The 22,743-nt window shown below is 51.3% G+C and carries 22 protein-coding genes; 14 read left to right on the top strand and 8 right to left on the bottom strand.

Annotated features, from left to right (window positions below; all coding sequences use genetic code 11):
• Positions 1-50: 50 nt before the first annotated feature.
• Complete coding sequence (locus QP938_03180) at positions 51-1,109, bottom strand: FecR domain-containing protein (GenBank protein WIO74921.1); 1,059 nt, start codon at positions 1,107-1,109, stop codon at positions 51-53.
• The gene (locus QP938_03175) at positions 1,106-1,699 is read right to left on the bottom strand and encodes an RNA polymerase sigma factor (protein WIO74920.1); all 594 of its coding nucleotides are present in this window, start codon (positions 1,697-1,699) and stop codon (positions 1,106-1,108) included. Before QP938_03175 ends, QP938_03180 begins: the two co-directional genes overlap by 4 nt.
• 282 nt (positions 1,700-1,981) lie before the next feature.
• Here QP938_03175 and QP938_03170 point away from each other — a divergent pair, with 282 nt between their 5' ends.
• Positions 1,982-3,169: an HD-GYP domain-containing protein gene (locus QP938_03170; GenBank protein ID WIO74919.1), complete on the top strand. Its 1,188-nt coding sequence runs from the start codon at positions 1,982-1,984 to the stop codon at positions 3,167-3,169.
• Positions 3,169-4,350: a GGDEF domain-containing phosphodiesterase gene (locus tag QP938_03165; protein WIO74918.1), complete on the top strand. Its 1,182-nt coding sequence runs from the start codon at positions 3,169-3,171 to the stop codon at positions 4,348-4,350. Before QP938_03170 ends, QP938_03165 begins: the two co-directional genes overlap by 1 nt.
• 16 nt (positions 4,351-4,366) lie before the next feature.
• On the opposite strand, the gene QP938_03160 is transcribed toward QP938_03165, so the two are convergent.
• The gene (locus tag QP938_03160; protein WIO75606.1) at positions 4,367-4,888 is read right to left on the bottom strand and encodes a MarR family transcriptional regulator; all 522 of its coding nucleotides are present in this window, start codon (positions 4,886-4,888) and stop codon (positions 4,367-4,369) included.
• 328 nt (positions 4,889-5,216) lie between these two features.
• Here QP938_03160 and ectA point away from each other — a divergent pair, with 328 nt between their 5' ends.
• From ectA to QP938_03105, 11 genes are all read left to right on the top strand, one after another.
• Positions 5,217-5,726: a diaminobutyrate acetyltransferase gene (ectA, locus tag QP938_03155; GenBank protein WIO74917.1), complete on the top strand. Its 510-nt coding sequence runs from the start codon at positions 5,217-5,219 to the stop codon at positions 5,724-5,726.
• 54 nt (positions 5,727-5,780) lie between these two features.
• Positions 5,781-7,085, top strand: a complete 1,305-nt coding sequence (gene ectB, locus QP938_03150; protein WIO74916.1) for a diaminobutyrate--2-oxoglutarate transaminase — start codon at positions 5,781-5,783, stop codon at positions 7,083-7,085.
• A gap of 45 nt (positions 7,086-7,130) precedes the next feature.
• On the top strand, positions 7,131-7,529 hold the full coding sequence (locus tag QP938_03145) for an ectoine synthase (protein ID WIO74915.1): 399 nt from the start codon (positions 7,131-7,133) through the stop codon (positions 7,527-7,529).
• Positions 7,530-7,895: 366 nt separating this feature from the next.
• Entirely contained in the window at positions 7,896-9,335 is a 1,440-nt protein-coding gene (locus QP938_03140; protein WIO74914.1) for an aspartate kinase, read from the top strand.
• Complete coding sequence (locus QP938_03135; protein WIO74913.1) at positions 9,323-10,222, top strand: tetratricopeptide repeat protein; 900 nt, start codon at positions 9,323-9,325, stop codon at positions 10,220-10,222. The genes QP938_03140 and QP938_03135 overlap by 13 nt, the downstream gene beginning before the upstream one ends.
• On the top strand, positions 10,219-10,872 hold the full coding sequence (locus QP938_03130) for a methyltransferase (GenBank protein ID WIO74912.1): 654 nt from the start codon (positions 10,219-10,221) through the stop codon (positions 10,870-10,872). Before QP938_03135 ends, QP938_03130 begins: the two co-directional genes overlap by 4 nt.
• Positions 10,869-12,281, top strand: a complete 1,413-nt coding sequence (locus QP938_03125) for a sodium/proline symporter (GenBank protein WIO74911.1) — start codon at positions 10,869-10,871, stop codon at positions 12,279-12,281. The genes QP938_03130 and QP938_03125 overlap by 4 nt, the downstream gene beginning before the upstream one ends.
• Before the next feature lie 362 nt (positions 12,282-12,643).
• Complete coding sequence (locus tag QP938_03120) at positions 12,644-13,543, top strand: mechanosensitive ion channel family protein (protein WIO74910.1); 900 nt, start codon at positions 12,644-12,646, stop codon at positions 13,541-13,543.
• Between the two features lie 9 nt (positions 13,544-13,552).
• On the top strand, positions 13,553-14,044 hold the full coding sequence (locus tag QP938_03115; GenBank protein WIO74909.1) for a RimK/LysX family protein: 492 nt from the start codon (positions 13,553-13,555) through the stop codon (positions 14,042-14,044).
• Positions 14,016-14,921, top strand: a complete 906-nt coding sequence (rimK, locus tag QP938_03110; protein ID WIO74908.1) for a 30S ribosomal protein S6--L-glutamate ligase — start codon at positions 14,016-14,018, stop codon at positions 14,919-14,921. Before QP938_03115 ends, rimK begins: the two co-directional genes overlap by 29 nt.
• A 6-nt stretch (positions 14,922-14,927) precedes the next feature.
• Positions 14,928-15,977: a succinylglutamate desuccinylase/aspartoacylase family protein gene (locus tag QP938_03105; GenBank protein WIO74907.1), complete on the top strand. Its 1,050-nt coding sequence runs from the start codon at positions 14,928-14,930 to the stop codon at positions 15,975-15,977.
• A gap of 119 nt (positions 15,978-16,096) precedes the next feature.
• Here the strand turns inward: QP938_03105 and QP938_03100 are convergent, their stop codons facing one another.
• The 5 genes from QP938_03100 to QP938_03080 form a co-directional block, all read right to left on the bottom strand.
• Entirely contained in the window at positions 16,097-16,759 is a 663-nt protein-coding gene (locus QP938_03100; GenBank protein ID WIO74906.1) for a pseudouridine synthase, read from the bottom strand.
• Positions 16,752-17,669, bottom strand: coding sequence for a class I SAM-dependent methyltransferase (locus tag QP938_03095; protein ID WIO74905.1), 918 nt, complete (start codon positions 17,667-17,669; stop codon positions 16,752-16,754). The genes QP938_03100 and QP938_03095 overlap by 8 nt, the downstream gene beginning before the upstream one ends.
• 15 nt (positions 17,670-17,684) lie before the next feature.
• Positions 17,685-19,307 (bottom strand): diguanylate cyclase, encoded by a 1,623-nt coding sequence (locus QP938_03090; GenBank protein WIO74904.1) that lies wholly within the window; start codon positions 19,305-19,307, stop codon positions 17,685-17,687.
• A 219-nt stretch (positions 19,308-19,526) separates the two neighbouring features.
• The gene (gene asnS, locus QP938_03085) at positions 19,527-20,918 is read right to left on the bottom strand and encodes an asparagine--tRNA ligase (protein WIO74903.1); all 1,392 of its coding nucleotides are present in this window, start codon (positions 20,916-20,918) and stop codon (positions 19,527-19,529) included.
• A 132-nt stretch (positions 20,919-21,050) separates the two neighbouring features.
• Positions 21,051-21,863: a hypothetical protein gene (locus QP938_03080; protein ID WIO74902.1), complete on the bottom strand. Its 813-nt coding sequence runs from the start codon at positions 21,861-21,863 to the stop codon at positions 21,051-21,053.
• 212 nt (positions 21,864-22,075) lie between these two features.
• Between QP938_03080 and QP938_03075 the strand changes: the two genes are divergently transcribed.
• Positions 22,076-22,708, top strand: coding sequence for a sigma-70 family RNA polymerase sigma factor (locus QP938_03075; GenBank protein WIO74901.1), 633 nt, complete (start codon positions 22,076-22,078; stop codon positions 22,706-22,708).
• Positions 22,709-22,743 lie beyond the last annotated feature (35 nt).

Here is a 22,743-nt window from a genome sequence, read left to right as displayed (position 1 = left end):
AAATTTTTATTATTCCCTTCTTTTCAATTGATTATCGGCTTTACTGCCTTCTACTTGCGGGTTAAAACAATACGATCAAAGTGGTGCATAACATTGATGGGCAATGCCTGTTCGATAACAAACAAAGCTTCATTGATGTGATCCACCTTGACGGTGGCATACAACTCGAGACCCATAATGCTTCTATCTTCAATCAGGATTTTCTTTCCTGAATAGCGATTCAACTCCCGAACCACCTGGTCAAGAGGACTGTTTTCAAAGTGAATCATCCCTGTACGCCAATCCTGAATTTGGTCAATATCCTCACTGTGATAGGCCACCAATTTCTGCTGATCAACAAAAAATTCCACAACTGTACCAGCAGACACACGGCGCTGATTCCGTCCGGGTAACTCTACGCGCTCCTCCCCCCTTGGCTCTAAAATGGGGGCTCCCGGAACCACGCTATCGCTTCTGCGGTGTATTGCCACCACACCGTCACTAACCGCCAATGTAAATTGCTCGGGTTGACGCCAAATACTAAAGGCCGTTCCTAGCACAGTGACCTCCTGATCACCCAGCTCAATACTGAATGGTCTGGTCGAATCTTTAGCAACGTCAAAATAGGCTTCACCGCGCTCCAAAACTATTCGACGAGCACTGCTGGAGTAATCGACCAATAGCTGGGTGGCTGTATTGAGGACAACCTGGCTGCCATCATCCAAATCGATAGTTTTCTGCTCACCCACTCTGGTGACATAACGAGAAATATTCTGTTCGACATTCACTCCCTGGTAGTTCGTCTGAAAAACGATAAAACAAGTCACTACAAGTACAGCTGCTGCGGCCCAAACGGCCACCTGCTTACGACCATTTCTGTTTGAACTACTCGAAACACGGTGTGGTAAAGCATCATCTAACTGCTTCATAAAGTCAGCATCCCCTGCCAACGACTCCACATCACCCAGCAGCTCAACCGATTCAGAAAAGCTCTCACGATAGCTTTCTGATCCACGCCTCCATGTCTTCAGGTTTTCGGCCTCCTCACGGGAGAGCTCTCCTCCCACAAGAGACAACGCATCCCTGAGTGCACGACTCTCTTCCTGATATTCCTTTATGCTATCAATCATAGCGATTGCTCTCCTCGAGCAGTTTTGGCGGCCTGACGAATTTGCTTCAGGGCGCTCATCATGTACTTCTCTACCTGGCTAACAGTTACTGACATTTTTTGGGCAATTTCACGATAACTGAGGTGATGAAAGCGATTGAGAACAAACGCCTCCCTCCAAGTGGGTTTTAATTTGAGGATCTCTTGCTTTAGCCAGTCCAGCTCCTGGTGAGTCACCGCCATTGATTCCGGGCTGGACGTGTCCACACCTGCATCTTCTGATGCAGCGTGCTGCTCGCTTTCGGCATAATTGCGGCGTACGCGCCGACTGCGCTCCAGGTCCAATACCAGATTATTGGCAATTGCAATCATGAATGCGCGATTACGCGCCTCCCCCTCATTCAGGCGAACCTCTAAATCCTCAAGCCGTTCAAGACGCAAAAAGACCTCCTGAACGATATCCTCCATATCCGCCCTGTCTTCCAACCTGACCAACAGAAAACTGCGAAGTGCCGATCCGTGGTCCACAAACAAACGCTCAAGCAATTGCCGCCGGACTTCCGGACGGTGCCTACCCAAGGAGAGAATGTTGCTTCGCTTTCGGTTAGCCACTGGCATTTGGCCTTCATTCACGCGGATTAACTTTTCATATTTTAGTACACGCCCCACCACCACCCCGACCTCAATACTCGAGGCGAAAAAAGCTGAACTTGGGAAAAAGAACTTGGCTGACAGAGTTTTGCGGAACAAGTAACCCGACTTTCCCTCACTTAAGAAACAAAAGACGCAAGAAAGTCCTTCAACCCACTGACTCAATACCCTCACAACATGAATAGACATCCCCCAGACCTCAAACTATTCTTACAGTCAGAATAAAGAAGACACGGAGCTTCAATGCGTCTTGTCAAAATACCGATTGGGCAGTTGCGCCCGGGGATGTTTATCGCCGAGATCGACCGGCCTTGGCTGGAGACTCCTTTTGCCCTGCAGGGTTTTCTGGTCAGGGACTATGAGGACATTCACTTCATTGCCCGCTATGTTAACCACGTCAAAGTGGATATCGATTACGGCGGCTCTCAGCGATTCATGCTTGAAACCCCTCCCCCCCAGAAGAAACCACCGACCGTTTTCAATCGCTTACAGCTACGCGACGATTTTCAGGAAGCCAAGCTTCACTTCGAAACCGCCCATGAATCCCTGGATCGCGTATTTGAATCCATCAAGAATGGAATCCCGACTGACGTGGGTGCGGTTCGCAAGGCAGTCAACCCGCTGATCGACAGCGTATTTCGCAATAAAGACGCAGTAGCAGCATTGGTACGCCTCAAGGAAACCAGCGAGTACAGATACGAACACAGCATCTCCATGTCGGTCTGGGCTGCCATCCTGGGCCGCCACATTGGCCTGCTGAGAGATGAACTGGAAAAGCTGGTAATCGGTTGCGCGATGTGTGATGTCGGCATGACCAAACTACCCGAGTCACTGCTTAACAGCGCCGAGCCCCTGAACGACAAGCAGCGAGAAGAGATAAGGGAACACCCGATGGTGGGAAGCCAGATGGTTACCCACACCGGTGGCACTGATTTCGAAATTTTGGCCATCATCGAGAACCACCACGAACGACACAATGGCTCTGGCTACCCAAGGGGGATGGAAGGTGCCGCGATTCCACTTTTAGCGAGAATCGCCGGGCTGGTAGACACTTATGACGCCATGATCACCCCGCAACCCTATTCACCTTCGCGCTCCTCATTTGAGGCCGTGCAGGAACTGATCAATATTTCCGGGGAGCTATTTCAGGAGTCACTTGTAGAGCAGTTTATCCAGGCCATTGGCCTGTACCCGACCGGAGCGCTGGTGGAATTGAATACGGGCGAAGTAGCGATTGTGGTGAAGCAAAACGACAACCGTCGCCTGAAACCGGAGCTGGTAGTAGTGCTCGATACTGACAAGAGCCCACTACCCACACTCAAACTGCTGGATCTGGGAAAAACACCGCTGGTAGGGCCTGATTCCTGCTGGATCATCAAGGAACTTAAACCCGGCAGTTACGGCGTTAACAGTGAGGAGTTCTTTGTCTGATGACTTCTATCTCCGGAAGCCACCTGGGACTGGTGGAGCTGGCTGACTATGAGCTTCTGATCGATTCACTGGGCAGCGAACTGGCTGACCAGATCAGGATTGAGTTTTTTAACCGCCTGAAGCAGTGGATACGAACCAGTGACCACAGCAGAACCATTGACCAACACCGCTGCCTTGTAGTCCTCAAAGGTGTCGACAGCTCTGCGGCTCTAGAGCTTGCCACCGCGAAATTGCACCGATTGTTTGAACATCCATACGATCTGTTTGGCGACCCCACCCAGATTGAGATTCGGGTTGGTTTTGCCAAACTTGAAGGAAAAACCGATCTTCACACCGCTTTGCAGCAAGCACGCAAAGCATTACGCCAGGCGCGCAGCCAATCCGCATTGTATCGAGTGTTTGATGGCCGCCACCGGGATCCGGTCATCACCGAGCATCGCACCATAAAAGCGCTTGAAAATGCATTGGCCCAAGGCGAGCTGGAGCTTTTTTATCAACCCAAAATACAGGCCAACTTTGGCAATATCATCGGTGCCGAGGCTTTGATGCGCTGGCACCCGCTCAACAGCCCGGTGATTCCGCCGGGCAAATTTATTGCTGCGGCAGAGCGCAGCCGAATCATTCGCCCGCTCACCTGGTGGGCGATTAAATCCGCCATGGCCAGGATGTCCCGCTGGCCTGACAACATCTCTGTATCAATCAACATCCCCCCCCACCTGCTGCTGGATGACGAGATACTGGATGTGATCAGGGATATGCTGGATCTTTACGGCGTCAGACCACCGAGGGTAATTCTGGAAGTGACCGAAAACATCATGGTGGAAAACCAACAGCAGATGATGACGCAGCTGGCCCGGTTGCGAAAAATGGGCCTTAAGGTCTCCATCGACGACTTTGGTACCGGCCACTCGTCACTTACCTACTTCCGCAATTTGCCGGCGGACGAGCTAAAAATCGACAAGAGCTTTGTAACCCAGATGGTCAAATCACAGAAGGATCTGGCAATTGTTCGCGCGGTCATTAATCTCGCCCACAACTTTGCACTTAAAGTTGTCGCCGAAGGGGTTGAGGATCAGACAACTGCAGATCGCCTAAAGGCCCTGGGCTGTGATTACCTGCAGGGCTACCTGTTTGACCGCCCATTACCGGTGGAGGCTTTTGAACAGCGCTACATTTACTAAACGAGCAATTGATAACTTACTTCTTACCCACTTCCCGGTACATCTCCGGCTTATCTGCCTGACTGTCCTGACGATCCAACACACCAACATCAAGAACCGGTGAAGCGTCTATGTGCTGGGCATCCATCATCTGCGCCACTCGCTGCAGAGAGGCAATAATCATGGTCTGCTCCCAGTCCTGCAAATCGGAAAAGTGCCTGGCAAAGTGGTCCTGCAGCGGAATTGGTGCGCTCTTCAGGGTCTCCAGCGCCTCGTCAGTCAAAAAGGCATGCACCTTGCGTTTGTCCAGCTCGGAGCGCTCACGGTAAACCAGGCCACGCTTTTCCAGGCGATCCATAATAGTGGTGACCGTTGCCTGACTAAGGCTGATCTCACTGGCTAACTCACCAATAGTGACCTGCCCCTTATCGCGAATTGCCTGAAGCAGCAGAATCTGGGGCGCCGTCAAACCAGTGGTTTTGGCCAAATATTTAGAGTGCAAATCAGTTGCTCGTATCACTCGACGCAACGCCACCAACACCTCTTCAATGCGATCCAACGACAGTTCCTCCAAAAGGGTAAAAGCCGCTGCATTATAAGCTGTATTGCTACTCAAACCGAGTTATTACCCCCACGTTTTTACCCCTTCAGATGAGATATCCATCCTCTTAATTACCATTTTGAATCGCCTCATCGAGCCCACCAGGACACCGACCGTCAATTTGAACTCGAATTTTATTTAGTGTACTATGTTTCGAACTCTAAACAAATAGACCGGAAGAACGCCACTTAACCGAGGTTTTGTGGCATTTTTTTGATGTTTTTTTGACATTGGTTGCGCATGGCAACCTTATTTTTAATTTGACACCTAAATATTAGAGGTATTTATGAACGGCGATAGCATAGAAGTTACTCTTCGCCTTCCAACCACCACGGACGGAGCACGGGTACATGGACTGGTTGCCAACTGTCCCCCTCTCGACCCGAATTCCATGTACTGCAATCTGTTGCAGTGCAGCCACTTTTCGGCAACGTCGGTAGCAGCCGAGCAAAATGGCGAGCTAGTCGGATTTATTTCTGGCTACATACTCCCCGACACCCCCAACACCTTGTTTATCTGGCAGGTTGCTGTGGGCGAAGCTGGACGTGGTAAAGGACTGGCCACCCGAATGCTGAAGCACATTCTCAGCCGCCCCGAATGCAGCCAGGTAAACCATCTGGAAACCACCATCACTGCCAGCAACCTGGCCTCATGGGCACTATTTAGAGGTCTGGCCGAGAAGCTGAACACCCGACTCGTGGAACTACCGTTTTTTGACCGGGACACTCATTTCAACGGTGAGCATGACAGCGAACTGCTTGCCCGTATTGGCCCATTCAACACAGAACAGATCTGAATCCTGAATAGTGGCCCTTAAAAGATTTCAAATTACGATTCAACGGAGAGATGCATGAAAATTTTTGACGAGATCGAGTCCGAAGTTCAAAGTTACGCCCGTTCATTTCCGCGCGTATTCAACAAGGCACAAGGCGAGCACCTCTACGATGAAGAGGGCAACCAGTATCTCGACTTTCTGGCTGGTGCCGGCACCCTCAACTACGGCCATAACAACCCGCTCTTCAAGCAGGGGTTACTGGATTACATCCAGAGCGACGGCATTACCCACGGCCTGGACATGCACACCAAGGCCAAGGGCGAATTTCTGGAAGCGTTCAACGAACACATTCTTAAGCCGCGCGATCTTGAGTATGTAATGCAGTTTACCGGCCCTACCGGCACCAATGCTGTAGAAGCAGCGCTCAAGCTGGCTCGCAACATTACCGGTCGTGAGAACGTTATTACATTTACCAACGGCTTCCACGGCGTCAGCCTCGGTGCACTGGCCACTACAGGCAACTCACACCACCGCGGTGCCGCTGGCGTCAGCCTGAGTGGAGCTACCCGCATGCCGTACGACGGCTATATGGGCGATGAGGTTTGCACTACTGCATATCTGGATAAAGTACTGAGCGACTCAAGCAGTGGTGTAGATCACCCCGCAGCTGTGATTGTTGAAACCGTTCAGGGTGAAGGTGGCATTAATGCAGCTTCCCCAGAGTGGTTGCAGAGCCTGGAAAAGATTTGTCGCAAGCACGACATTCTGCTGATTGTCGATGATATTCAAGCTGGCTGTGGTCGCACAGGCACCTTCTTCAGCTTTGAGGAGTCAGGCATTAAACCGGACATCGTCACCATGTCTAAATCACTCAGCGGCTACGGCCTGCCGTTTGCGGTTGTACTGATTCGCCCAGACCTTGACCAGTGGAAGCCGGGTGAGCACAACGGTACGTTCCGAGGTAATAACCTGGCGTTCGTAACTGCAAAAGCCGCCATTGAAAACTTTTGGGCTGACGACAAATTCCAGTCGGAAATCAAAAAGAAAGGCAACTACATTTCCGAGCGCCTGGAAAAAATTGTCGAAGAATATGGCGAAGGAAATTTCACCACTCGTGGTCGAGGTATGTTCCGTGGCATCAACTGTGTCAACGGCGATATCGCTTCGCAAATCACTAAAAAATCCTTTTCCAAAGGTTTGATTATCGAAACCAGTGGCGCCGACGACCAGGTAGTTAAGCTGCTGTGCCCACTCACCATCAGCGAAGAAAACCTGGTTGAAGGTATCGATATTCTCGAGCAAGCCATTAAGGAAGTGTGCGCCAAAGAAGACGACATTCCGGAAGAGAATGACTACTTCGACAACGTAAAGCTGGCGTAATACTTCTCACCAGCCAATTTTTGAAATTTTCAGGAGATTTACCAAGTGATTGTACGACAGCTGCAAGAAGCCGAAAAAACCAACCGTCGCATTGTTTCCCCGGATGGCAACTGGGAGAGCACCCGCCTGTTGCTGAAAGATGACAACATGGGTTACTCATTCCACGTAACTACTATTTATGAAGGTGCTGATTTTGGCATGCACTACCAGAATCATTTTGAGTCTGTGTACTGCATCTCTGGTGAGGGTGAAATTGAAACTGTTGCCGACGGCAAAAAGTACCCGATAACTCCGGGCACACTTTACAACCTGGACAAGCACGACAAGCACATTTTGCGTGCTTTTAAAGAGCTTAAGCTGGCTTGTGTATTTAACCCGCCACTCAATGGCAAAGAAGTTCATAACGCTGAAGGCGCTTATGAACTTGAAGCGGAGACGATTTAATCGATCACACTATTTATCGAATAGGTGATCGTACCGGTGATCGCAAAAGCGATCACCGTATCCGCCCAATTGAGCCCGACCCAATGAGCCTACGCATCAACAAGCTCAAAGCAGTTATAGCGCACTCGGAAGCCAGAATCAGGCAAAGCAAATCTGCTGACCTGAACAGCACCCAGCGTGAACGCTTGCTTGTCACTCGATCAGTGATGTTGCGCGCCAAAAAAGAGCTGTCACAGCTTCAACATTGCGCCTGCTTTGCAAAATAGATTGAGAAAAAGCGCCGCCTTTATAGGCGGCCTTTCAAGCCCCACAAAAAACTATTGGGGCAATGGTCGCTTCATAAACAGCCAACTGAACAGGAAAGTCATGCCAACACACAGTGTGGAAAAAATCGGCGGAACGTCGATGAATGATTACCAGGCCGTTCGTGACAATATTATCCAGCGTCCGTCGCGTGGAAACGATTTATATCAGCGTATTTTTGTGGTGTCCGCCTATGGCGGCATTACCAATGATCTGCTGGAGCACAAAAAAACCGGTCAACCAGGTATTTACAGCCTGTTTGCCAATAACGACCTTGAGCACGACTGGGCAACCGCGCTGATTGAATTGCGCAACAAAATCCACAATATCAATCGTGAACAGTTCAGCGACCCGGAGCTGCTGGAAAAAGCCAATCACTTTATAGACCAGCGACTCAACGCCGCCGAAGCCTGCCTGACAGATTTGCAACGCCTCTGCCAGCACGGCCACTTCTCGCTGGTTCAACATTTGGATACTGTACGCGAAATGCTGGCCAGTATTGGTGAGGCCCACAGCGCCTGGAATACCGCTCATCGCCTGCAACAGGATGGCATCAATGCCTGTTTTGTAGACCTGACCGGTTGGCAGACTGAAGACCATATATCTCTGGATGAACGTATCGTAGAGGCATTCAAAGATATTGATCTGGAAAAACAGCTACCTATTGTTACTGGCTATGCCCACAGCCAGCGCGGCCTGATGGCGACTTTTAACCGCGGTTACAGCGAAATGACCTTTAGCCGAATCGCCGTTTTAACGGAAGCGGCCGAAGCGATTATTCACAAGGAATTTCACCTCTGCAGTGCCGACCCACGCATGGTCGGTGAGCACAATGCAGTGCCCATTGGTCGCACCAATTACGATGTTGCCGATCAGCTTGCTAATCTTGGTATGGAGGCTATCCATCCAAAGGCAGCTAAAGGTTTGCGACAACACAATATTCCACTGCGCGTAAAAAACACCTTTGAGCCGGATCACAACGGCACACTGATTACTTCCGAGTACATCAGCGATACCCCCTGTGTAGAGATTATTGCAGGGCGTACTGGTGTATATGCACTGGAAATGTTTGACCAGGATATGGCTGGCCAGATTGATAATTACGACCGTGAGATCCTTGCAATTATCAAACGCTTTAAGGCCACCGTGCTGTCCAAAGACATTAACGCCAACAGCATTACCCACTATCTGTCTGGCAACTTGAAAATGATCAAGCGAATTCGTCTGGCACTGGAAGAGCTCTTCCCGGATGCGGAGATAAACCAACAGCGTCTCGCCATCGTTTCAGCCATCGGCAGCGATCTTCAAACCACAGGCATTTCTGCCCGTGCGGTATCAGCGCTGGCAGATAAAGACATCGCCGTGCTGGCCATGCACCAATCCATGCGCCAGGTGGATATGCAGTTTGCCGTCAGTGAAGATGACTACGAGTCCTCCATCAAAACACTGCACGAATGCCTGGTGGAAGTTCACGACCATGGGAGAGCAATATGCCTCGCCTGATCCTCGCAATACTATGCAGCTGCTCACTGGGGTCGCCATTGGCGGCCTTCAGTGCCGAAAGCGCATCAACTCCCAGCGAAGATCAACGACAGGCAACAATTGATAATTTGAAAGAGCCTCTCTACACACCGTTTGTAGAGCGCTACGTGCTGGACGAACTGAAACAGCTGCGCACTGATATGGCCGCGCAAAAGCATGAATTGATGCAGCAGGTCGTCGACCGAGAATTGAAGTCGGTAGACCGTGGTGTCGCCTACGCTACCGATACAGTGACCTATTTTTTCTACCTGATTGCCGCTGCCACATCGATTCTGGTGATGGTTGGCTGGACTTCAATTCGTGATATTAAAGATCGCGTTCACACTCTGGCAGATGAAGAAATTTCCAAATTGGTTAATGCCTACGAGGAACGCCTGCGGGCCATCGAAACCACGCTCAGTCAAAAAACAGAGCATATCGAGGCTAACAGGGAAGAGATTCAACTGACACAAGAGCTGCAATCGCTGTGGCTTCGCGCCGGTCAGGAGACCAACCTGCAATCAAAAATTGAAGCTTACGATCATATTCTGGAATTGCGAAAGAATGATTGCGAAGCGCTCACCTACAAAGCCGATGCAGTACTGGAACTGAACGAACCACAGTGGGCTATTAACCTGTGCCAGCAAGCTTTGGCAATTGACCCGGACAACGGGCACGCATTTTATCAGCTGGCTTGTGCACACACCGTACTCGGCAATTTTGACGAGGCGGTTCACCATCTCGACCAGGCGCTGCAAAGGTCAGACAGCTACCGGGATCAACTGCTCAGCGATCCCGCGCTGGAATCACTCAGGGAATTTGACCCTTATTTGCAATTGATTCGAATTGAGCCTGGAGCGGCATCGTGATTACTTATGGCAAACACTCCATGCTGACCCTTAAAGGCAGCCACGACCACTTCTACCTGAACGGTATGGAGGCGCTAAAACCCAATCACCCAGCCGTCAGGCAGTTGATTTCAGAGGGGCATGAACCGAACTGTTTTGGTTCGCGAATATGGGGAGCCAGTTACCTGCTGATCGATTATTTGTCCCGAGTAAATATCACCCACCAGAAACAGTTACTGGAATTGGGTTGTGGCTGGGGACTGGTGTCCACCTTTTTGAAAAAAAACTATAACGCTGACATTTGTGCCTGCGACATCGATAAAAATGTTTTTCCGTTTCAGGAGTTACTGAACGACACCAATGATGTTCATGTTCCCACTCAATGCTGCAGCTTTAAAACCCTGACTGAACAAAACCTTTCCGGTCTGGATGTGATGGTGGGTGCCGATATCTGTTATAGCCCCAACATAGAAAAACAATTGCTGGAACTGTTCTGGCATTTCGCTGCACAGGGTGGACGTGAAATTGTTCTGGCCGATAGCGGGCGAGCGCCATTTATTGATTTGAGTGAGCGGTTGCTGGCGATTTTTGATGGTGAATTACTGCCATTATCGCTGCACCTGCCCACTCAACTTGACGGTTATATATTACATATAAGGCTAAAAAAATGATTCTCTCTTTTATCGGTTTTTTATTGCTGTTTACGCTTATCGGGGTAGCGTCTGTTATCAAGAGTCGCGGCGATCGTCACGACTACTATCTCGCCACCAGTTCAGTTAAACCCTGGTTGGTAGGACTGTCCGCTGTCGCCACCAACAACAGTGGCTATATGTTTATCGGGGTCATCGGCTATACCTATGCCACTGGCCTTGCGTCCATCTGGTTGATGATCGGCTGGATTGTCGGTGACTTTCTGGCCTCGCTGTTTGTGCACTCGCGTTTGCGCAAAGCCACCTCCTCCAGCGGCGAAGTCAGTTACGCCGGCACCCTGAGCAGCTGGTACGGCGAATCTAACGCCAAATTACAGCGCATTATCGGGCTTATCTCATTGGTATTTCTGCTTGCCTACGCCAGCGCCCAACTGGTGGCTGGCAGCAAGGCGCTGCATGTACTGCTGGACTGGCCGATCTGGGCAGGCGCAGTATTGGGTGCGGTACTGGTTACTCTTTACTGCTTTGCCGGTGGTATTCGCGCCTCCATCTGGACAGATGCGGCACAGTCTGTGGTGATGATCCTCGCTATGGGCACTTTACTGGTGGTTGCGGTGCAAACGCTCGGTGGCACCAGTGCCACAATTGCCCACATGGCAGATGTAGACGGGTTTCTCGACCTGTTCCCCAAAGATTTGGCATTCCCCGGTTTAGCGGGGGGACTGCTGTTTGCGTTTGGCTGGCTGTTTGCCGGCTTCTCGGTAATTGGTCAGCCGCACATCATGGTGCGCTTTATGACCCTTAACGACAGCGGCAATATGCGCTCCGCACGAGCCTGGTATTACCTGTGGTTTATTGCCTTCTACTGTATGGCAACCGCTGTTGGCATGCTGTCACGGCTCTACCTGCCTGAAAGCGCCAGTTTTGATGCCGAATTAGCGCTTCCTACCATGGCCATGGAACTGCTTCCGCCAATTCTGGTTGGCCTGGTTCTCGCGGGTATTTTCGCCGCCACCATGTCTACCGCCGACTCATTGGTGTTGAGCTGCTCTGCAGCGGTGACTCACGACCTGCTGCCCCACAACATCGAAAAGCCGCTGTTGATAAAACTCACCACCATAGCCATTACCGGCTGCGCCCTCCTATTGGCACTCTCCAACAACCAGAGCGTGTTTAACCTGGTGATTCTGGCCTGGTCTGGACTGGCAAGTGCATTTGCGCCACTGCTGTTCGCACTCTGTATTGGTTGGCGCCCCAGCCAAGCGGCCAGCATTACCGCGGTAATTGTCGGCCTTTGCACCGCACTGCTGTGGCGCCAATTGGGCTGGCATGGCGCAGTCTATGAAGGCTTCCCGGGGATTCTGGCCGGTTTTGCAGCTCTGGCACTGACTCACAAGCTGATTCAGCCCAAATTAGTGACAGTTAGCTGAGCCGAAACAAGAGATCCTTCACTGCGTTCAGGATGACAACATGAAGTGATCCAACAATAAAACATAGCGCTTTCCATTGCGTGACAGGTTACGACGATTTGTGGGTATCATGAGGAGTGACCTGTCACGCTATGGAAAGCACGGATTCTCCTCCAACACCGCGAGCCTCCGGCAAGAAGTCCCCCAAAAATCTTGAAACCCTTCACTCCCTTCTGGGTGACAGAGACGATAAACTGCCCCCTCAAAGCCAGTTTGATTCCTGAGCACAATTCATTGTGTTTATGACATTTTGCTATATCCTCTATCCTTCATAGTGGAACCGGCGCAAACGCCGAGCAGCAAAGAACAACAACGGATTTCGCATGAACCCCAGTACCACCCAGATCGATGCAGAAACGGCCTCTACCCTGGCCGAACTGTTTGGCACCATCAGCACCCACAAGCTCGAAGCCTCGATACTGCTGATTGCGGTATTACTGCTGGTGCGCTGGCTGGTAGTCAGGTACCTGCGCAAACGACTGAGTGAAGATAACGAACAACCGCGCCGCCTTATCAATACCGTCAACAACACCACAACGCTGCTGATTACTGTTGGTGTCATTATTGTCTGGGTTGCCGAGCTGCGCTTTGTGGCACTGTCGATTGCCACTTTTGTTGTGGCACTGGTGATTGCCACACGTGAGTTTATTCAGTGTTTTCTCGGCTCGATATATCTGGCTGGGGCACGACTGTTCAGCGTCGGCGACTGGATTCAGGTGGGCGACCGCTGCGGCGAAGTGGTGCGCAGCGACTGGATCAGCACCACCCTGCTGGAGGTAGACCTCACAACTTCCAGCTATGTTTATACAGGCAAGACACTGGTAATCCCGAACAACCAGATGATTGTCACGCCGGTGATCAATCTCAACTTTATGCGCCGTTATGTGGCGCACTCATTTGATCTGGTCAGGGAATCAGATCTGGTGAACATTTGCGAAGCAAAAACGTTTATGTTGGAAAAAGCACAACAGTATTGCAGCTCGTTCAGACAGGTTGCCGAACGCTACAACAACCTGATCGAAAAACGGTTGGGCACACAGATTGCCGGCCCCGACGCCAGTGTGCGTATCACCACCAACAATCTAGGCAAAAACGTCATGACCATCACCGTATTCTGTCCAACTCAGGAAGCGGTAAATATCGAACAACAGTTAACCGAAGACTTTATGTCGTTCTGGTACCAACAATTACGTCAGCTCGGGGCTGACGGAAAACACCATTAAGGAATACTTATGGACAACAAGCCATTAGTTGGTTGGCAAGAATGGGTAGCGCTCCCCGAGCTAAACCTGAGCCATATCAAAGCCAAAGTCGATACTGGTGCCAAAACCTGTGCCCTGCACGCCTATTTCGTAGAGCCTTATGAAAAGGACGGTGAAAACTGGGTGCGTTTTGGAATCCACCCCCACCAGGGTGACCTGGAAACCACCCAGGAGTGTCATGCGCGCCTGTCGGACACCAGGAATGTCACCGACTCCGGAGGCCACACTGAAAAGCGTTATGTCATAGCTACCGTCGTTTTTTTGGGCGGCAAAAGTTACGACATGGAAATTACCCTGACTAACCGCGACACTATGCAGTTCAGAATGCTGCTGGGTCGCAATTTATTGAACCACAATTTCTGGATTGATCCGGCTCACTCTTTTTTGCAAGGGCGCGAGCCCGGGGATGACTGCGACGACCAGGAGGATAGAGATGAAAATCGCGATTTTATCCAGGAATAAAAAACTGTACTCCACCCGCCGCCTGATTGAAGCCGGTGAAAAACGTGGCCACGAAATGCACGTGATCGACACCCTGAAATGCTACATGGACATCACCTCCACCAAGCCGGCGGTGTGGTACAAAGGCGAAAAGCTGACCGGCTTTGATGCCGTAATTCCACGCATAGGTGCCTCGATTACCAACTATGGCACCGCTGTTATTCGCCAATTCGAGATGATGGGCGTCTACTGCCTGACCGAATCAGTATCGCTGGGCCGTTCCCGCGACAAACTACGTGCTTTACAGTTGCTATCCCGCAAAGATATCGGTATGCCAGTAACTGGCTTTGCACACCACCTGGATCACACCAAAGACCTGATCAAATTGGTAGGCGGCTCACCACTGGTGGTGAAACTACTGCAAGGAACTCAAGGTCGCGGTGTAGTGTTGGCAGAAACTGCAAAGGCCGCCGAAAGCGTGATTGACGCCTTCCGTGAAATCGGCGCCAACTTTCTGGTGCAGGAGTTCATTAAAGAAGCCGGTGGCAGCGATGTGCGCTGTCTGGTAGTTGGCAATAAAGTGATGGCCGCTATGGAACGTACCGCCAAAGCAGGAGAGTTCCGCTCCAACCTGCACCGCGGAGGTTCGGCGCAACTTACCAAACTGACACCCTCCGAGCGCAAAACAGCTATTGCAGCTTCACAGACTCTTGGCCTGCGAGTGTCCGGCGTAGATATTCTGCGCTCCAGCCGCGGGCCACTGGTGATGGAGGTGAACTCCTCACCTGGACTGGAAGGCATTGAAGCCGCCACGGGCAAGGATATCGCCTCTGCCATCATCGAGTACGTTGAGCAGAACGCCAAGCCAAATAGCACCCGCACCAAAGGCAAAGGCTGATTCTCCATGAAAAACAAGCCTGTGGAATTTGCAGGTGTCACCATCAAGCCGGGGGAACAGAAGACCATTCAAATCCCCCTGGCAGCAATGGTTACCCATAACGACCTGGAAATGACCGCCCATGTGATTCACGGTAAAACGGCGGGCCCCTGCCTGTTTATCAGCGCTACTATCCACGGTGACGAAATCAACGGTGTGGAAATTATCCGTCGGTTGTTACGACAAAAGCAGATTAACCGCATTCGGGGTACGCTGATCGCCATTCCCATTGTGAATGTACACGGCTTTATCACCCACACCCGCTACCTGCCGGATGGCCGCGACCTCAATCGCAGCTTTCCCGGCAGCCAGAAGGGGTCGCTGACCGCACGTATAGCCAACACTTTTTTCAACGAAGTAGTGACAAAGTGCACTCACGGAATTGACCTGCACACCGGTGCGCGCCACCGCGACAACCTGCCGCAAATGCGTGCCGACCTGAGCATTGAATCAGCCAAACAGTTAGCTTTGGCCTTTGGAGTACCGGCAATTATCGACTCAAAAAACCGCGACGGCTCACTCCGGGAAGCAGCTGGCGAACACGGTATACCCGTGGTGGTCTACGAGTCCGGTGAGGCTCTGCGCTTTGACGAAGTAGCGATTCGCGCCGGCGTTCGAGGGATTCAGAATGTAATGCGCGAAATTGGCATGTTGCCGAAACTGAAGAAAAAAGCCGCCAGTAAAGCGCCTGTTGTATCTACCAGCACCTCCTGGGTGCGTGCTCCCAAAAGTGGAATTTTACGCTCTCTGGTACCTCTGGGCGGCAAGGTGGAAGCTAACACTGTGTTGGGGATTATTGCCGACCCACTGGGAATGAGTGAGTCCGAGGTGATTACGCCGGAAGCAGGCATCGTCATCGGCCGCACCAATATGCCACTGATCCATGAAGGCGATGCGCTGTTTCATGTTGCCTACTATCGCCAGAAACTGGATGTGGTGGCTACACAGGTTGAAGATTTACAGGAGCGTTTTCACCCGGAGATTAATCCACCCGGTGATGAGTTGTTGTCGCGCTGATCTATTTCTTATCCAAATACGAGATCCTTCGCTGCGCTCAGGATGACATGAGTAAAAGTTGTCTTCCTGAGCGCAATTCTTGTCTTCCTGAGCGCAGCGAAGGATCTCTGTAATAAAATCTATAATGAAAACGGCGCTGACGCCTTAAACAGCATCGCCTCACCACTGACCGGATGCTCCAGCCCCAACTCCGCTGCATGCAATTGCAACTGATCTGCAGCCGCCAGCGCTTCCCCTTGCGCGTAAAATTCATCACCCAGAATCGGATGACCTATCGCCTGCATATGCACCCGCAGTTGGTGGGAACGGCCGGTGTGGGGCATCAGCTTTAACAGGCTATTACCATTTTCTACCCGCACTTTTTGCCAGCGGGTCAACGACGGTTTACCCACTTCGTGATCCACTTTTTGCAGAGGCCGATTAGGCCAGTCGCAAATCAAGGGTAAATCCACCTCGCCACTCTCACCAGCTACTTCCCCCCATACCCAGGCGTAGTAAACCTTGTGAGTATGTCGCTCCTGAAACTGTCGACTGAGCTGGCGGTGTACCTCTTTGCCCAATGCCATCACCATTACTCCGGAAGTACTCATATCCAGGCGATGAACAATCAGGGCATCGGGATATTCCGCTTGGACCCTTGTTGCCAGGCTGTCGAAGTTCTCCGCTCTGCGACCGGGCACACTCAGTAATCCCGACGGTTTATTCAGAACCAGCAAGTGTTCATCGCAATAAAGAATATCCAAACCGCGATGTTCAGGCGGCTGGTAGACGTGTTTATTCATAACGATATACCAGCAGCTTTAAACCACGGTCCCGATCCGCCTCTGGAAAATCCTCGTGCATAGGCAGGCGCTCAATAAATTTAGCAGTCGGCAATTGCTCGGCAATCAAATCATTCAAAAAGGATTCAGGTAATTCCGGTGCGTTCAGCGCTGCAAGAATTTGAGTACCGGGCGATAGCACTTTGGGCAAATGGCGCAGCAGCTTTTGATAATCTTTTTGCGCCACAAAACTGCCTTTCTGATAGCTCGGGGGATCCAGGATCACCCAGTCATAAGGGCCATTGCTTGCTAGTTTTTTCCAGCTTTTCAACACGTCCATTTTCAAAAAACGGCCGCCCTTTAAGTTATTCCATTGATGATTGCGCTGACCAATAGTGAGGGCGCCGCGACTCATATCCACATTCACTACTTCGCTGGCACCACTGGAGAGTGCCACACAGGAGAGCGCGCAGGTGTAGGCAAACAGGTTCAGTCCGCGACTGCCTGGCTGCTCCCGACAAATTGTTTCCAACCACTGTCGGCCAGGCTCCATATCAATGAAGTAACCAAGGTTCTGGCGTTCGCCAAGGTTGAGTTCAAACTTCAATTCGTTGCGAGAGGCAAACACCTGTTCCGGGGCTTCTCCCAACCACTGATCCACTAATTCACCGGAAAATCGATACTGAATAAAAGTCGGAATATTGGTTTGTTGATGATTCGTCTTTAATAATTCCAGTAAATCGTTAAGCGCCTGCTCACCGGGATTTTTGTAGAGCGTTGCCACCAGCACTGGCGGGTGCCAATCGATAGTCAGCCACTCGTAGCCTGGCAGTGTATGTCCACGGCCGTGAACAATGCGACGACTGTCGTCACCGTAGCGGGCTGGATTTAATAACTCTGATAATTCATGTAACAACGGTTTAACACTCAATTAAATAGTTTGATTTTATTGCACAGGCTGGCAGCGATTACGGCCGCCCTGTTTGGCCTGGTAAAGCGCCTGGTCAACCCGCTCCAGCAGTTGCTCAGGTGACTCTTTGGCGCGAATTACGCCATAGCCGCAAGAGATTGTCACTGTCACAGGTTGCCCCTCGCTGTAAAAATCACAGCGTTCCACTTCACCGCGCATATACTCCGCCAGCGTAACTGCGCCAGCCATGGTGGTATCTGGCAGCAGCATGACAAATTCTTCACCGCCGAGACGGGCGAGAAAATCCCCTTCCCTCAAACTGCCACTCAGGGTCGATGCTACGGTTTTTAAGACTTTGTCACCCGCAGGGTGGCCATAGCGGTCGTTAATATTTTTGAAGTGATCGATATCCCACAGCAGCATGGCAAACAGTTGGCCGCTGCGATTAAAACGGACAATTTCCAGTTTAACCCGCTCCTGAAAAGCAAGCCGGTTGGGAATACCTGTCAGCGCGTCGCACATTGCCAGACGGTGTTTCTGTTCCAGTTGTTTGCGAAGAGCGTCCGCTTCCTGTTCGACACGTTTTAGCTTGGTGGTGAGCTGTTCGACCAACGCCATGGACGAACGATTGCGCTCGCGTTCACGGGACAGAAAGTCATCCATATTATTGCGCAACTTGATCACTCGCGCCTGCAACTGCGACTTCATTTCCGCGAGATCCTGAATGGTATTGAGGCCGCTTTCAATATCGGAAACCTGGCTGTCCATGGAGGCCGTCATTGCCTCACCATGCTGCCGGGAGACTTCTCGCAATCGCGCTGTCTCCTTCAAATCGGTATTCATTTCACCGAGGCGGTCGCTGACCTGGGCGAGAAACTGTTCAATATCGCGTTTTTCGGCGCGCACATCTGCGAGCATGCCGCTGACGATCTCCAGCGCTCCTTCAAGCCCTTTAAGTACTGTCTGCTGGCTCAGATCCGATTGCAGGGAGCGGCGAATCAATTGCGCTTCCTGCTGACGCTGGCCGCTGAGTTCAAATCGTTCCAGCATTTTACTCAGCACGGTTCCTACTGCGGCAATATCGCCACCATTAATAACCTGCTCCGTCTGCTGGGAGCCCTCTCGACTCTGGTCAGGTTCTTTTTTGCCGGGCTCTTTCTTGGAAGTAAAAAAACCACGCAACAGGCCCGACTTCACTTCTGGTGCTGCGCTGTTACTTGATTCGGTTAATCCACTAACCAACAGCTCGGCAAGCTGCTCGGTAAATTGGACCAGATCCACGGGCGAGCGGGATTTACTGACCTGCCGGGAAAGGTTGGCCAGCGGCTTTTCCAACACGCCCGCCGGCTTAATCAAGGAAATCAGGTTAACCAGATGCTGACTGTGCACTGCATCAGCAGCATTGCGAGTGTGTTCAAATTCTTTTACTGCAGAGTCCAGCTCATTGGCTGCGGTTTTCAGGCGAGTCGCGTGAATACCACCAGTAATTGCCACTTTCAGCGGCTGGAGCTTTTCATTAAGTGCCGGTGAGCGACGATCGGAAGCGCGCACCAGTACCGAGATCAGGTTTCTGAGTATTGTTTCACCCTGCTCCCACTCGCGCTCTTTTTTATCCAGCTCTGAAAGGCTGGCGTAGTATTTGGCTTTCCAGTCGCTCACCTATCACCCTCTTTTAGATGACTTTTAATTTTATAGGCATGTCATCCTGAGCGCAGTGAAGGATCTCTTGCAGTCGCAAACCCCGAGATCCTTCGCTGCACTCAGGATGACAGCATTAAGAGTTGCACTACACCGCGGATGACAATGACGATTATTTCGTCCATTTAAAACCAAAACGCCGGAGTAATTAACTCCGGCGTCAGGGTTGCCAAACTTAAATCAGAACGGCGCAGACTGAGGTGTCCGTGGGAACGGAATCGCGTCGCGTATGTTTTCCATACCGCTGATGTAGTTGAGCAGGCGTTCAAAACCAAGTCCGAATCCTGCGTGCGGCACTGTGCCATAGCGGCGCAGATCGCGGTACCACCACAGGTGTTCACGCATTTCCGGATCCATACGGCTGTCCAGCACGTCGAGGCGCTCTTCGCGCTGACTGCCGCCGATCAGTTCGCCAACGCCCGGTACCAGTACATCCATGGCTGCCACGGTTTTCTGGTCGTCGTTGAGACGCATGTAGAATGCCTTGATGTCTTTCGGGTAGTTTTTCACGATCACCGGGCCGTTCACGTACTCTTCACACAGGAAGCGCTCGTGCTCGGACGCCATGTCCAGTCCCCACTCCACCGGGAACTCAAACTTCTTGCCGGATTTTTTCAGGATCTCGATGGCGTCGCCGTAATCCATGTGTACGAATTTGCTGTCGATAACATTCTGCAAGCGGTTAATCGCCTCGCTGTCGACGCGCTGGGCAAAGAACGCCATATCATCCTCGCGCTGCTCCAGAACATCGCGGAATACGCTGCGCAGGAAGTCTTCCGCCAGGGCCGCATCATCTTCCAGGTCAGCAAAGGCAATCTCGGGCTCAACCATCCAGAACTCCGCCAGGTGGCGAGACGTATTGGAATTCTCGGCTCGGAAAGTCGGGCCAAAGGTGTACACCTTGCTCATCGCCAGGCAGTAGGCCTCAACGTTGAGCTGACCGGATACCGTCAGGAAGCTTTCGCCGCCAAAGAAATCTTCGCTGAAATCTACAGCGCCCTTGTCGTTACGGGGCAGGTTGGCCATATCCAGGGTCGATACGCGAAACAGCTCACCGGCACCTTCACAGTCACTGGCAGTGATAATCGGGGTGTTTACCCAGTTAAAACCGTTTCTGTAGAAGTAGTTGTGAATACTGTTGGCAACTGTGTTGCGCAGGCGAGTGATAGCACCAAAGGCATTGGTGCGTGGTCTCAGGTGCGCCTGGGTACGCAAGTATTCAAATGTGTGGCGCTTCTTGGCGATCGGATAGTGCTCCGGATCTTCCACCCAACCCAAAACCTCAACTTCACTGGCCTGAATCTCTACAGACTGTCCCTGACCTTCGGACTCCACCAACTTGCCCTTGGCAATCACCGAGCAGCCCGCGCCCAGCTTGGTCACCTCTTCGTAATTCGACAGATCTTCCGGAACCACCAGCTGTATGGGGTCAAAACAGGAGCCATCGTGAACGGCAACAAAAGAGATACCGGCTTTGGATGTGCGGCGGGTACGAACCCAGCCTTTAACCGTAACGTCGGAGCCAAGGGCCACAGTGCCCTTAAACAGATCGGCAATGCTTGGTGAACTCATGGGTGGTAAACCTTCTCGTGATACATAGCGTAAACAGCGCCACCTCAAAGGCGGCGCTGTCGAAAGGCGTTACTTTACTATGTAATGGACTGAAGTTCAGTCCCTAACGTCACTCTTCCATGATGAAGGTTGTTACTCGTCGAGGGCGAAACAGCTCTCAACGGCGGTCTGGTTGTAGCTCTCTTCTCGAGCCAGTACCTCATATTTGAATTCATCTCCCTGTGCCAGAAACTCTTCCGGCAAGGTCAGAGAGGTGACTTCTGGGGGCAGAATAACGCTGAATACGGAAGTAAACTCTTCGCCATTCACCTCAACTTCCACCTCAACCACCACTTCGTAATTAACAATGGTCACCGGAACCGGTGGCTGAGTACCAGCTCCTGCACCCAACGCGTCCGGATGGGAAAGCGTGACTTGCGGCCAGGCAATGGTCACGGGACCACTCACTTCAGTAATGTCATAGCCAGGCTCTTCTTCGTCACACTGCATTGCCATCGCTTCGCCATTGACGCTTGGAGCTGGCGGTGCTGGCATCACGTGGGTCAGCTCCGTTTCACTGATCAGTACCTCACCATCTAATGTACGGCCTTCTATCCGGTACTCACCGGCGGGGAATCGGGCAAAAAAATCCAGGGGGTCGAGATCATCAAAAGCGGGCTCATCACTTTCAAAAAATATCTCGGTCAGGCCCTGCATTCGCAAGCCTCTTTTTACTTTACCGTTAAATATCTCCTGACCATCCTCAGCGTAAATTGACATGCGATACCAGGCATCCCCGTCAATCAATCCGTGAACCCCCAGATCCCCATCAGTGTGGTTCAATTCAAAGAAAATTTCTGCTTCTTCAAATTCACCCTCTTCCGCCCACCCGGCAAGGGATGTGACACAAGCCAAAACAGCGGCGGATAGTATTAATTTCGGTAGTGGAATTTTTGAAACAAACATATCGGATCCTCCTGATAATGACCTATGCTGGTACACAGTTAGAGAAGAAACTGCCTGAAAATCTGTCGATTTTTTTGGTTTATTAGCGACAGATTTTTGAAAGTTCCGCCCTCTAACTGTTTGGCATAAAAATCTTCGAGCTAAGCTGACCGACAGATTTTTTCCAAACCCCGACTCCAACTAATTAAGAGCGATGCAATCCGCTAACGACCATGTTCAAGCGCAATGATTCAACCGCTTCCCTACAGTTGGCCAGAGACAAAAAGCTGGCCCGTCAGCTGTTGGCTGGTAATCAGCGCGCTTTTAAAACGTTCAGTGACGAATATTTTCCAAGATTGTATCGCTACGCCTGGTGTCGACTGGGTTGTGAACAGGATGTTGAAGAGGTGGTGCAAAGCGCACTGGTGGAAGCGGCAAGGCATATAGGTAGTTATCGGGGCGAGGCAACCCTTCTGACGTGGCTAACCAGGATTTGTCGGCATGAAATTTCCCGCCAGCTCAGCCGCGACCAGAAACAAAAACTGTCGATCCCTTATATGAGTGACGACATATTACAGGCGGTTGTGGAGTCAATTGAAGCGACGACGGATAACCAACCAGAATTGGCCAACCAGCGACATAACCTGATCAGTTTAATACAACTTGCGCTGGATCAGCTGCCGGAGCACTACGGACTGGCTTTGGAACTGAAATATATTCAGGGATACAGCAGCAAGGAGATTGCCGAGCAATTAAATATAGGAGACGAAGCAGTGCAATCGTTATTGGCCAGAGCCAGAAAGTCTTTTCGGGAAACCTGCAGTGATGCACTTATTGCCTCACTGCCCCCAGAAGTAAATGCGTAACAAAGTACCATGTGACGAGTATCGTGTTGGAGAGT

It is taken from the genome of Porticoccaceae bacterium LTM1 (assembly GCA_030252795.1).
Classification (GTDB): Bacteria; Pseudomonadota; Gammaproteobacteria; order Pseudomonadales; family Porticoccaceae; genus SCSIO-12696.
This window is presented reverse-complemented; position numbering and strand designations above follow the sequence as displayed.